This window comes from Bradyrhizobium sp. ORS 375, from assembly GCF_000239775.1.
In the GTDB taxonomy this organism is placed as follows: domain Bacteria; phylum Pseudomonadota; class Alphaproteobacteria; order Rhizobiales; family Xanthobacteraceae; genus Bradyrhizobium.
The window spans coordinates 29388-42263 of sequence record NZ_CAFI01000139.1 but is presented as its reverse complement, the minus strand read 5'-3'; the positions used below and the strand labels follow the sequence as shown (position 1 = coordinate 42263).

Genomic DNA, 12876 nt, shown 5'->3' with positions numbered 1-12876 from the left:
CCGGTCCCCGGGGAGAGCACGGAGCAGCCGTTAAACCCATCGCGCAGGGAGGGCCGGGTCTGTCCGGCTGAACCTGTGGTACCTGCCGCCTGCAATTTTTTCCGCAGGCGGGCCACGGGCCTCAGTCGAGGCCCGGCCTTCCCTGCGCCCTCGGCATGGTCGAGAGCGGTTTGCTGATGATGATCTCGGGTGCAGCGCGCCGCGGGAGATTTTGGTGTGTCTGTTCGTTGTGGGGCGGAGCCGCTCCGATGTGGCCCCTCACCGTCGTCCCGGCGAACGCCGGGACCCATAACCGCCGGCCGGTATGAGGCAGGCAACTGGAAGCGACATCCCTCGACAGATCACGCGGTATGGGTCCCGGCGTTCGCCGGGACGACGGCCGGTTGTCGCGAAGACGCTCCGACATCACTTGCCGCGCGCTTCGCCGCAGCCGTGGCGCCGTCATCGAATTGCGCTACAGTGGTGTCAACGCGTGCGACATGCGGGAGTCGCGCGGGAGCAGGGGAGGTGAAGAGCAGCATGATGGGGGTGATCGGTTCAGGCGCGACAGCATCGAATGCATCGCGCGTCGCGGTGGCAGGCTCATCGACGACACACATTGCCGCACCGGCGCGACGCTGCGGTACGTATGGAGCCCGCCGATGACCGCGCTCGACATGTCCGCCTTCACCCAGCATTCCCTGCGCGACGCCGTCCTCAACGAGGTGCATGCGCGGCCGTTTACGCCGCTGACGCAGCCGGTCTCCGTGATCCGCTTTGCGGTCATGGCCCAAGGCGACAGCGCGGCGGCGGATCGCGACAGTCTGGCGGCGTTCTGCGCCGCGAATGGCGCGCCGGCGCCGGAGCCCGGCATCAAGCATCACCAGGTCGCCGTCGGCGCGGCGCGGCTGCGCTGGGAGCAGCATTCGGAGTTCGCGACCTTCACCTGGATCTGGAGCCCGCCCTCCGATGCGCCGCGGCCGCCGTTCGGCGCGATCGCGCCGGAGCTGCAGGCGCTGATCGCGTCGCTCAAGCTGTCCGGTGAGCTCCTCGTCGCGGTCAAGCTCGGGGTCGAGAGCGTCACCGATCCGGTCAAGCGCGCCGAGGCGCTGTTCGACAAGAGCAGCCTCGCGCTGGTCGCGGTCAAGGGCTCGATCGGCGCGCTCGCCTCCGACTTCCGTCTCGACGCCGACGGCTTCACCCGCATCCTCGTGTGCATCGAGGGGCCGACGCCGGAGCGGCTGGGGGCGCTGGTGCAGCGCGTGCTGGAGCTCGAGACCTATCGCACGCTCGCGCTGCTCGGCCTGCCGGCGGCGCTCGACCTGGCCCCGCAGGTCGACCGCATCGAGCGCCGGCTCGGCGAGGTGCTGGCGGAGATGCAGGGCGCCGAGACGCTGAAGATCAACAACCACCTGCTCGACGAACTCACCGAGCTCGCCGCGTCGCTGGAGCGCGGCGCCACCGGCACGCTGTTCCGCTTCGGCGCCAGCCGCGCCTATTGGGAGCTGGTGCAGGCGCGGCTCACGGTGATCGAGGGCGAGCCGATTACGCCCTATTCGAGCTGGTCGTCGTTCCTCTCACGCCGCATCGCGCCGGCGATGCGCACGCTCACGACTCTGGAGCGGCGGCAGGACAACCTGTCGCGCAAGCTGGCGCGTGCCGCCGACCTCCTGCGCACCCGCGTCGACGTCGAGCTGGAGGAGCAGAACCGCGACCTGCTGCGCTCGATGAACGAGCGCACCAAGCTGCAGCTGCGCCTGCAGAGCACGGTCGAGGGCCTGTCGGTGGCCGCGATCGGCTACTACGTCGTCAGCCTGTTCGGCTATCTCGCCAAGGGCGCGCATGATGCCGGCCTGCCGGTCGACCCGACCTTCGCCACCGCCGCCTTCGTGCCAATCGCGATCGCGCTGATCTGGTTCACCACGCACCAGATCCGCAAGCGGCACCTCAAGGAGGACCACGAGGCGGAGAAGGCGGGCAAGGAGTGAGCGCGCGGCGAGATGCCACCCTTCATGGTGAGGAGCATGAGGCCCCGGCTGCTCGCTTGCCAGCGCCGGGCAGTCCGGCTAAGCGGCGGTCTGGTCTGACAGAGGCGATGCGACGATGAGCGGCACGATGATCGATTTCCTGGTTCACGCTGACGGCACGGCGACGCGGCAGCCGGTCACGCTGAACCGTCTCGTCATCGCCGGCTGGACCGGGCGGGATCCGGTCGCGCGCGACAAGCACATCGCCGAGCTGGAGGAGCTCGGCATTCCCCGCCCGGCGACGACGCCGATCTATTATGAGGTCGCGGCGAGCCGGCTGACGACCGCTGATCGCATCGAGGTCAGCGGCGGCGACTCCTCGGGCGAGGTCGAGTTCGTGCTGGTGAAATCGGGCGGCACGCTGCTCGTCGGCGTCGGCTCCGACCACACCGACCGCAAGGTGGAGACCTACAACATCACCGTGTCCAAGCAGATGTGCGACAAGCCGGTCGCATCAGAGCTGTGGCTGGTCGACGACGTCGCCCCGCATTGGGACCAGCTGATGCTGCGGGCCTATGCGACCATCGGCGGCGAGCGCGTGCTGTATCAGGAGGGTGCGCTGAGCGGCATGCTGGCGCCGGCGGATCTGATCGCGCGCCGCTATGGCGATGCGAGAATGCCGGAGGGCACCGCGATGTTCGGCGGCACCTTCGCTGCCAAGGGCGGCATCCGCCCGGCCGACCATTTTGATTTCGAGCTGGTCGATCCGGTGCGGAACCGCGTCATTCGCCACGGCTACGCGATCGAGCAGCTCATCGTGGCTGGCTGATGGAAAAGCTCGCGATCACGTTCGCGTGCGACAGAGAAGGTTAACAAACCGTCCGCGACGCGTCGTCGCGTCCGTCGCTGCGCATGGCGCCATGCGCGCAGGCGTTGCGGCCGGCAAGGGCCTGTTAAGCAAGACGGCCTATGGTGCCCGAGTGTGCCGAAGCGGGCCATAGTCTTGTTTCGCGTTCTGGCCCGGCACACCCCTGTCACGACATGAGACGTGATGCGGCTTGCCGATCCTTAACCGATCCTTACTTGATAGTTGCGGATTCGACGGGTCGGAGGAGGAGAGCGGTTAACTAGAAGTTTAGGATTGGTTTTGTGCGCGTGAACGCCTCCCTTAAGGGTTTGTTCAAATACCCCGGGAATTGGGAGCGTGCGATGCGCGTCGCGATCGTCCATGATTGGCTTTACGTTCTCGGCGGCGCCGAGAAGGTGCTGCAGGAGATCCTGCGCTGCTATCCCGGCGCGGATGTCTACACGCTGTTCGACCTGCTGCGTCCCGAGGATCGCGCCAAGCTCGGTTTCGACAAGTCGCACACCAGCTTCCTGCAGAAGATGCCGGGGCTGCGCAAGCATCACCGCTCCTATCTGCCGCTGATGCCGCTCGCGATCGAGCAGCTCGACCTGTCGAGCTACGACCTCGTGATCTCCTCGAGCTGCGCGGTGGCCAAGGGCGTGCTGACCGGGCCGGAGCAGCTGCACATCGCCTATGTGCATTCGCCGATGCGCTACGCCTGGGACCTGCAGCATCAATATCTCCAGGAGAGCGGCTATTCGACCGGCGTGAAGGGCCTGATCGCCCGCGCGCTGCTGCACAAGATGCGGATCTGGGACGCGCGCACCGCACACGGTCCCGACGCCATCTTCACCAACTCGCAGTTCGTCGCCCGCCGCATCAAGAAGATCTACGGCCGTGACGCCAAGGTGATCTACCCGCCGGTGACGATCGCGCAGCGCGATGCGATTCTGCCCGTCGGCAACCACTTCCTCGCCGCGAGCCGGCTGGTGCCCTACAAGCGCATCGAGCCGATCGTGCGCGCCTTCAACGCGATGCCGGATCTCGAGCTGGTGGTGGCCGGCGACGGGCCGGAGGCGGCGCGCCTGAAGGCGATTGCCGGGCCGAACGTGACCTTCGCCGGCTTCGTGCCCGACAAGCAGCTGCGCGATCTGATGACCACCGCACGCGCCTTCGTGTTCGCGGCGGAGGAGGATTTCGGCATTATCCCGGTCGAGGCGCAGTCCGAAGGCGCGCCGGTGCTGGCGCTCGGCCGCGGCGGCGCGCGCGAGTCGATCCTCACCACGGGTCCGCGCCCGACCGGCATGTTCTTCGAGTCGCCCGAGCCCGAGGCGATCGCCGCCTGCGTGCGGTCGTTCGTGGCGAAGGAGAAATCTATCTCGCGGCTCGATTGCCGCCAGCGCGCCGGCTTCTTCTCGGCGGAGCGCTTCCGCAGCCAGTTCGTTGCGGCGGTCAACGAGGAGATCGACAATTTCCGCGATGGCCATCAGGGCCGCGCGACACGTTTGATTGCGTAGTGCTGATATGTGGTGCGAGTGCAGATTATGAGGCAGGCGGCGCTCAACGAGGCCTTGTCCGGCTTTGATGCCGTCGCCCGGATCTGGCGCCGCCGCGGCGTGTTCGCGCTCGTGGCCGGCACGGTCCTCGCGCTGGCGGTTGCGGCCCTCGTCCTGCTCCCCGTCCGCTATCTTGCCACGGCGTCGGTGATCATCGCCGAGCAGGAGCCGGGCGCCAACACCTCCGCGGCGTGGGCGCAGAAGATCGGCGACCCCGCCGACATGGAAAGCCAGCTCCTGGTGATCCGCTCGCCGCGCCTGCTGCGGCAGATCATGTCCTCGCCCGGCGTGGTCGATGCGGTGGTGGGGGAATGCGAGCGCGGCCGCATGTGGGGATCGACCGATGCCTGCCAGCGCCTCAAGACCGATCCGAGCGCCTTCATCGACCATGTCGACAGCCGTTTCAGCATTGCCTCCGCCGGCCGCTCCCGCGTCATCAACATCTCCTATCAGTCGGGCAGTCCCGAGGTGGCGAAGCTGCTCGCCAACGCGCTGACGCAGACATTCCTGGAAGATCAGCGCACCGAAGGCGCCAACAGCCGCGAGGTCGCGAGCTCCTGGCTGTGGCAGGAGCTGAAGCAGCTCGATCAGCAGCTGCGCGAGGCCGACGACAAGATCCAGAAGTTCCGCCGCACCAAGGGCCTGATGCGCGGCGCCAACGCGCCGATCTCGTCGGAGCGGCTGACCAGCATCGGCCAACAGCTGTCGCAGGCGGAGGCGGCGCGCGCGGAAGCCGCGGCGCGGCTGCAGGAGATCAAGTCGGAGCAGGAGCGCGGTCCGACCGATGCGCCCTCGGTGCTGCAGAGCCGCACCATTGCCGACCTCAAGCAGCAGCTGACCACCGTCAGCGCGCAGCTCGCCAGCGCGGCCGGCGTGCTCGGTCCCAAGCATCCCTCCATCCTGGCGCTGACGCGCGAGCAGGCGACGATCCAGCAGCGGCTGGTCGAGGAGATGCAGACCATCGCGGCCAGCGCGCAGAAGACCTTCGACGCCAACAACGCGCTGGTGAATTCGCTCAAGAAGCAGATGGACACGGCGAAGGCCGAAGCCGGCTCGGCGACGCTGGACGAGGCGTCGATCGAGAGCATGGTGCGCGACACCGAAATCAAGCGCCAGCAATATGCCGAGCTTTACAAGAAGGCGAGCGAGCTCGAGACCGAGCGCCGCGTCCTGCGCGGCAGCACGCGGCTCGTCAGCCTGGCCGAATTGCCGAGCAAGCCGTTCTTCCCGAAGAAGATCCCGTTCCTCGCTGCTGGCCTGACGCTCGCGATCATCTTCGGCGTCGCCGCCGCGCTGCTCGCCGACCAGCTCGGTCGCCTTCGCCCCGCTCCGAAGGCCGCGCCGATCGTCCCGGAGCCTGCCACGGAGCACGCCGTTGCGCCCGTCGAGGATGCGCCGGCAAGCGTCCCGGATCTTCCGGAGCCGGTGCAAGCGCCGGTGGCCTCGAAGGAGCCCTCGCAGCCGCCCGAGGGGAGATCGCATCTTCCCAGCGTCGCCGATGTTTCCATCCTCGCCTGCCTGCCGCGGCTGAAGACGCTGCGCCAGATGTCGGCGCTCGGCGCCATCCTGCAGGGCTACCAGCCGCTCGCGATTCCGCAGGCCCTGCGGCTGGCGTCGGAGGACGGCGAGTTCCAGCAGACGCTGCACGACCTCGTGCACGAGTTGGGCCTGGACCAGGCGGCGCGGCCGCAGCGGATCGCGGTCACCTCGCCGGACGCCGGCGACGGCAAGACCACCACTGTGTGTGCGCTCGCCGAGCACCTCGCCGCGGCCGGGTCTCGCGTGCTGCTCGTCGAGTGTGATCTCGCGCACCCGGCATTGGCGCAGGTGATGGCGCTGGCTGTCGATCGCGGCTGGCTGCGTGCGCTCGAGCATGGCACGCCGCTGCGCGACGAGGTGCTGTCCACCGAGCATCCGCATCTGGACGTGCTGCCGATCGGAACGGCCACTGGCCCGGTCGGCGACATCCTCGAAGCGATCAATCTCGACGCGCTGCTATTGGGACTCGACGATTACGACATCATCCTGATCGACACGGTGCTGCCGGCGCGCGACGATTTCCTGGTCAATATCGACTGGGCGATCGTCTGCGTGCGCAGCGACCGGTCGCTGATCGAGCCCGCCGTCACCACGGTGAACCGGAGCAGGGCGCTCGGCGCCGGCGATGTCGGCATTGTCGTGACCATGACCGAGTCCGAGCGGCGCGCGACGTCGCAGCCGCTCGCCGCTGCAGCCTATGCCGAGGCCGGGTGATGTCGCGCGAGCGTGTCCTGTTCGTTGATCACACCGGACAGATCGGCGGCGCCGAGCTGATCCTGCTCGACATCGTCCAGGGCCGCAGTTCGTCTTCGGCCTTCCTGTTCGAGCGCGGTCCGCTGGCCACGGCGCTGGCCGAACGCGGCCTCTCCGTCCTGACGTCGCGCTGGGGGCTCGGCCTGTCGAAATTCAAACGCGACAGCTCGTGGCTCAAGGCGTTGCCGCTGGCCGGCGGCCTGGCCGCGATCACGGTCGAGCTCGCGCGCCTCGCGCGCAGGCATGACGTCGTCTACGCCAACTCGCAAAAGGCGTTCGTACTCGCCGCGATCGCCAACCTCGTCGCGCGCAGGCCGCTGATCTGGCATCTGCACGACATCATCAGCCCGGCGCATTTCGGCGCGCTGCAGCGCCGGACGCAGGTGTTCCTCGCCAATCGATTCGCGGCGAGGGTGATCGTTCCGTCGGAAGCGGCGGCCGCGGCCTTCATCGACGCCGGCGGCCGGCGCTCGCTGATCGAGGTCGTGCCCAATGGCCTCGCCGTCGAGCCCGTGCCGATGTCGCGGCAGGAATTGCGCCAACGGCTCGGCCTGCCGCCGGGACCGCTGGTCGGTGTCTTCAGCCGGCTTGCGCAATGGAAGGGCCAGCACGTGCTGGTCGCGGCGCTGGCCAAGCTGCCCGGTGTGCACGGCATCATCGTCGGCGATGCACTGTTCGGCGAGCAGGACTATGCGGCGCAGCTCAAACGGCAGGTCGCCGAGCTTGGCCTTGCGGAGCGCATCCACTTTCTCGGCCATCGCAGCGACGTGCCGCTGCTGATGCAGGCGGTGGACGTGATGGTTCACCCGTCGATCGACCCGGAGCCGTTCGGCCGCACCCTGGTCGAGGCGATGCTGGCTGGTGTGCCGGTCATCGCGACCGATGCGGGCGCCGCGCCGGACATTCTGGAGCACGGCCGCGCCGGCATGCTGGTGCCGCCGGGTGATGCGCGCGCTTTGGCCGAAGCGTTGGACAACGTCCTTTCCGAGCCCGCCGTGCTCGCGCCGCAGCTCGCCTACGCCTCGCGCCGCGCACGTTCGCACTACAGCCTCGCGCGCATGCTGGACTCGATCGGATTGTTGATCAGAAATGTCCGCACGGGAGCGGCGGTGTGAGCACGATCCTCACAGCCGCACCGGCCGAGCGGAACTGGCACGTGCCGGGCTGGGCGGCGGCGATCGCTGTGCTGGCGGTGACGGCGCTGGCGGCCGGTGTGCTTGGTGGTGCCTCGCGGGCTCTGTTCGTGCTCGGTTGCGGCGGGGCGGGCTGGTATGCGTGGCGTCAGGGGCCGGCGGTGCATCTGCAGGCCGCGCTGATCCTGTTCAGCTTCGCGCCCTTCGTGCGCCGCCTTGTCGACCTCTCGGCCGGCTACGATCAACTCGGCCTGATGCTGATCGGTCCCTTGTTCGCGATCCTCGCGCCGGTGCTGTCGCTGCCGCGGCTGCTCGAGGAGCGACAGGTTCAAGCGCGCTGGCTTTGGCCGCTCGGCATCGTCGCAGCATGCGTCGTCTATGCGGGTCTGCTCTCGCTCGCGCAGGCGGACTGGACCAACGCCGCCTCCGGCCCGCTCAAATGGCTCGCGCCGCTGCTCTACGCCGCGGTGCTGATGCTCAGCGCCGATCGCCGCGAACTGATCGACGCGGCCACATCGGCCTTCGTGATCATCCTTCCGATCACCGGTCTCTATGCGCTCTACCAATATGTCGATCCGCCGGATTGGGATCGCTACTGGATGGAGTTCGCGCCGATCATCTCGATCGGCCAGCCCGTTCCCTATGGCGTGCGCTCGTTCAGCACGATGAACGCACCGGCGGCCTACGCCACGTTCACGGCGGCGGGTCTGCTGCTGACCGCCTTCGGCCGGCGCTCCTGGCCGGCACTGCTGCTGGCGCTCCCCGCCGGGCTCGGCTTCCTGCTGTCGATGTATCGCACGGCCTGGATCTCGCTCGCGGTCGGCCTCTTGTTCTGCCTGTTGTTTGCCGAGACGCGGCGTCGCGCCGGCCTGATCCTCGTCAGCCTCGCGGTCGCCGTCGTCTTGGCGGCGACGCTGACGCCGTTCGGCGACGTCGTCGCGGACCGGTTGTCGTCGCTCGGCGAGGGCACCAAGGACGGCAGCGCGCAGGAGCGGCTGCAGGAGTTCGTGACGCTGTGGAATCTGCCGGACAGCTCGCTGTTCGGCACCGGCTTCACCATCACCGACGTCGGCGCCGCCGGCGCCATGCCGGTCGACGGCATGATCATCGCCTGCTGGCTGACGATGGGCATCGTCGTCGGCGGCTTCTGCCTCACGTCGCTGTTCTGGGCGATCGGCAACGCGCTCGCCTCGGCCTGGTCCGACCGGTCGCCCGAGGCCGTTATCGTCGGTGCCCTCGCACTCGGCGCGCTGGTGCAGCTGCCGCTCGCCAACATCACGTCCGGTGAGAACGGCTTCCTGTTCTGGACGTTTGCGGCGCTGCTGGTTCCGCCCGGCCTGACGGAGGATGCGGCATGAGCGCCTCCGGTCCTTCGCTGCGGCGCTTCAGTGCTCTGCTGATCAGCGGCGCGCTCGCCAGCAAGCTGCTCGGCTTCGCGCGCGAGGTGCTGATGGCGCATGTGCTCGGCGCCACGCTGATCGCCGACGGTTTTCGCGCCGCCATGGCGGCCGTCCTGATTCCGCTCGCCTTCCTGCAGAACGAGAGCGTGCCGGCGATCATGATCCCGATGCACCGCGAGGCGTTGCAACGTCCCGATCCGGCGCGCAGCCTGGGCGCGCTGACCATCGTGATCGGCGCTGTCTCGACGCTGGTCATGGCCGTGATCCTGCTGCTCGGCGAGATCTGGGTGAACGCCGTGGTCGGCGGCTTCTCGGCCCAGGGCCGCGTGCTGACGCTGCATTTCGTGCGCATGATGTCGCTCGCGATGCCGGCCTCGGCCGTGCTCAACGTGCTGGCGGCGGGCGAGATCGCGCTCGGCCGGACGCGCCTCACCAATATCCGCGCCAGCCTGCTCAACGTCGCCGTGATCGGCGGCATCGGCCTGCTCGTGCTCACGGGCGACGCTTACATGCTCGCCTGCGCCTTCACGGTCGCCTTCAACGGTCTCGCAGCGTGGGGCCTGCTGTCGCTGTGGCGGGAGGGTGCGCTGAGCTTCTCCGGCTTGACCGCGCGCATGGTGGCCGACAAGGGCATCGAATTCTTCCGCCGGCTGCGCGTGCTGCTCGCCTTGCCGCTGGCTGAGCAGGGCAATGTCTGGATCGAGCGCTTCACCGCCTCGCGGCTGACGACGGGCGCCGTCGCTTCGCTGGACTACGCCCGTTCGCTGACGGAAAGTGCACTGCTCCTGATCAGCCAGCCGCTCGGCATGGCCGTGCTGTCGCAGCATGCGCCGAGCGACCCGCGCGCGCAGACCGAGGCGCTGTTGCGGCCACTGCTCGCGCTGACGCTGCCGGCGTCGGCATTCCTGCTGGTGTTCTCGACCGACATCGTGCGCCTGATCTATTTCCGCGGCGCCTTCGGTGACGAGGCGCTGCTGCTGACATCACATGCCCTGAAGGGCATCGCCTGCGGCCTCTGGGCCGCGACGCTCGGATGGATCCTGATCCGCCTGCTCAACGGCGCCGGCCGCAATGGCGTCGCCGCGCTGATCATCGTCTCGGCCTATCTCGCGAATATGGGCTTCAACCTGCTGATGCCGCTGTTTGATCCGTCGCCGGCGGCCGGCATGCAGCTGCTCGGCATAGGCGAGGCGATCCGCAGCCTGGTGCTGCTGCTCGGCGTGGTGTTCGTGCTCGGCGACGCGCGCAAGCTGCTGCTGGTGATAGGTCTGGCGCTGTTGCCGACCGCGCTGATGGCCATGCTGGGCATGATGATCCAGAACGCCGTGCCGGGCCTGTTGCCGCGTCTGTTCGCCGGCGGCGTTGCCTACCTGGTCTGCCTCGCCTTCGCGATCGGCATTCTGCTGCCGAACGTGGTGGGAACGGCGCTCCGGCATGTGCGTCGTACGTTCAAGATGAAGGGAGAGCTGAGTTGACCGTGTTGGCCCTCGCCGCAGCCAAGGCCATGATGGCCTCCAGCGCGTTCGTCCTTCCGCTTGCCAAGGCCGCCGATCGCATGCTCGGTCCGCGCGGCTGCTGTCTGACGTTCCACCGCACGGCGCCACCGGCGCTGTGGGAGCGTCTGCCGAATCGCGACTTCTATGTCGATGCGGAGTTCCTCGATCGCTTCCTGGGCTATGTGCTGGAACAGGGTTGGGATGTCGTCACGATGGACGAGGCGCTGCGTCGCGCCGCGAGCGATGAGCCCGCGGGACGCTACGTGAATTTCTCGATCGATGACTGCTATCGCGACACGTTCGAGCTGCTGGTGCCGGTGTTCCGGCGGCACAACTTGCCGGTGACGCTGTTCGTGACAACGGGCATTCCCGACGGCACCTTGCCGCTGTGGGCCGCGGGCCTGGAAGATGCGCTGCTGAACAAAGACAAGCTCTGGGTCGACGGCGAGCATGTCACGCTGTCGAGCGACGAGCAGCGCCGCGCCGTGTTTGCAGAGGTCGCCGCACGATGGGATGGTCCGCAGGCCGCGGGGCACTACACCGCGTTCTGCGCCGCCAACGGCATCGACATCGAGGCGATGCATTGGACCCACGCGATCTCCTGGGACATGCTCGAGACCCTCGCGCGGGATCCGCTGGTGGAGATCGGCGCCCATACGGTGTCGCATGCGCGCATCGCGTCGCTGGCACCCCAGGACGCGCTCAGGGAACTGGCAGACGCGCGGCTGCGCCTCAACGCGCGGCTCGAGATCGACGTCAAGCACTTCGCGTTTCCCTACGGACGGGCCGCCGACTGCGGCCAGCGCGACTTCGCGTTGGCGCGGCAGGCGGGATTCGCCAGCGCGGCGACGACCCGGAAGGGCCTGGTCCATGCCGGACAGGATGCATTCTCGATCCCACGCAACACCATGAATGGCGCCCATCGCAGCCTCGCCGCGATGGAGCTGCATCTCACCGGTCTCAGCGGCACCGCCGCGCGGGTGATGGGCCGTGTCTAGCCGACGCCTGCGGATCGTCTCGATCGCGCATCCCGCCACCAGCAGCCAGGCGGGCCGGCTGCGTTATCGCTTCCTCGCATCTCGTCCCGACGTGGATCTGCATCTGGTGATGCCCGAGGTCTGGAAGGAGTTCGGCCGGACGATCGAGGCGCCGCCGTCGGACGAGGGGTTTCCAGTGCATCGGCTGCCGATCCGGCTGCGCGAGGCCGGGCCGATGAAATGGTATCTGCATTTCTATCCGGCGCTGCGCCGCCTGCTGCGCGAGCTCGATCCCGATGTCATCCATCTCTGGGAGGAGCCGTGGAGCATCGTCGCGCTGCAGGCGCAGCTGTTGCGCGGCCGCGCGGCGCTGGTGCTGGAGGTCGATCAGAACATCCTGAAGCGGCTGCCGCCGCCGTTCGAGATGATCCGCAGAGTCGTTCTTGGCCGCACTGATCACATCTTGTCACGCAGCCCCGATGCGACCGAGGTGGTGCGGGCGCGCGGCTATAGGGGGCCGGTGACGCCGATCGGCTATGGCGTCGATCTCGCCACCTTCGCGCCGGCGGGCGTGCCAGCGGCGCCGCGGGCGGATGCGCCGCTACGGCTCGGCTATGTCGGACGTCTGGTGGTCGAGAAGGGACTTGATGATGCGCTGGAGGCGCTCGCGCGCAGTCACGCGCCGGCAACGCTCAGCATCATGGGAGAGGGGCCGCACGAGGCGCAGTTGCGCCAGCGTGTCGATGAGCTCGGCCTCCGCGGTCGCGTCGATTTCCAGGGCTGGGCTGCGCCTGCCGCTGTGGCCTCGTTCCTGCGCGGCCTGGACGCGCTGCTGCTGCTGACGCGAACGACTGACGCGGTGCGCGAGCAGTTCGGCCGCGTCATCATCGAGGCACAGGCCTGCGGCATCCCGGTGATCGGTTCGACCTGCGGCGCCATTCCCAGCGTGATCGGCGACGGCGGCTGGATCGTGCCAGAGCGGGATCCCGACGGTCTGCGTCGGTTGATCGATGAGCTCAGCGTCGATCGGGCTCAGTTGGAGGCGCGATCGCAGGCCGCGCGTGCCAATGTCCTCGAGCGGTTCACCTACGATGCGGTTGCGACGGCGATCGAGGCGGCGTGCCAAGCCGCAGACACGGCGCGCATGGCGTCGCGCGTGGCTGTCGAACGACCAGTCCGAGCGCTTCGGTGATGGCGTAGCCTGGAGGAGCGAGGCGGCGTCCAGGGAT

Annotated in this window: 9 protein-coding genes; all 9 read left to right on the top strand. The window is 68.3% G+C overall.

Annotated features, from left to right (window positions below; genetic code table 11):
* The first annotated feature begins 641 nt into the window (after window positions 1-641).
* The 9 genes from BRAO375_RS12165 to BRAO375_RS12125 all read left to right on the top strand — a co-directional run bounded on the left by BRAO375_RS12165 (window position 642) and on the right by BRAO375_RS12125 (window position 12839).
* The gene (locus BRAO375_RS12165) at window positions 642-1967 is read left to right on the top strand and encodes a DUF3422 domain-containing protein (RefSeq protein WP_009027769.1); all 1326 of its coding nucleotides are present in this window, start codon (window positions 642-644) and stop codon (window positions 1965-1967) included.
* 115 nt (window positions 1968-2082) lie between these two features.
* Window positions 2083-2775: a DUF2848 domain-containing protein gene (locus tag BRAO375_RS12160; RefSeq protein ID WP_009027768.1), complete on the top strand. Its 693-nt coding sequence runs from the start codon at window positions 2083-2085 to the stop codon at window positions 2773-2775.
* Window positions 2776-3155: 380 nt separating this feature from the next.
* Window positions 3156-4310 (top strand): glycosyltransferase, encoded by a 1155-nt coding sequence (locus BRAO375_RS12155; protein ID WP_009027767.1) that lies wholly within the window; start codon window positions 3156-3158, stop codon window positions 4308-4310.
* A 27-nt stretch (window positions 4311-4337) separates the two neighbouring features.
* The gene (locus tag BRAO375_RS12150) at window positions 4338-6602 is read left to right on the top strand and encodes an exopolysaccharide transport family protein (RefSeq protein WP_175345317.1); all 2265 of its coding nucleotides are present in this window, start codon (window positions 4338-4340) and stop codon (window positions 6600-6602) included.
* Window positions 6599-7756, top strand: a complete 1158-nt coding sequence (locus tag BRAO375_RS12145; RefSeq protein ID WP_035640096.1) for a glycosyltransferase family 4 protein — start codon at window positions 6599-6601, stop codon at window positions 7754-7756. Before BRAO375_RS12150 ends, BRAO375_RS12145 begins: the two co-directional genes overlap by 4 nt.
* Entirely contained in the window at window positions 7753-9132 is a 1380-nt protein-coding gene (locus BRAO375_RS12140) for an O-antigen ligase family protein (RefSeq protein ID WP_009027764.1), read from the top strand. Before BRAO375_RS12145 ends, BRAO375_RS12140 begins: the two co-directional genes overlap by 4 nt.
* Window positions 9129-10649: a lipid II flippase MurJ gene (locus BRAO375_RS12135; RefSeq protein ID WP_009027763.1), complete on the top strand. Its 1521-nt coding sequence runs from the start codon at window positions 9129-9131 to the stop codon at window positions 10647-10649. The genes BRAO375_RS12140 and BRAO375_RS12135 overlap by 4 nt, the downstream gene beginning before the upstream one ends.
* A complete protein-coding gene (locus BRAO375_RS12130) occupies window positions 10646-11668 on the top strand; it encodes a polysaccharide deacetylase family protein (protein ID WP_035640094.1) in 1023 nt (340 codons plus the stop codon). Before BRAO375_RS12135 ends, BRAO375_RS12130 begins: the two co-directional genes overlap by 4 nt.
* Window positions 11661-12839 (top strand): glycosyltransferase family 4 protein, encoded by a 1179-nt coding sequence (locus BRAO375_RS12125; protein ID WP_009027761.1) that lies wholly within the window; start codon window positions 11661-11663, stop codon window positions 12837-12839. Before BRAO375_RS12130 ends, BRAO375_RS12125 begins: the two co-directional genes overlap by 8 nt.
* Window positions 12840-12876 lie beyond the last annotated feature (37 nt).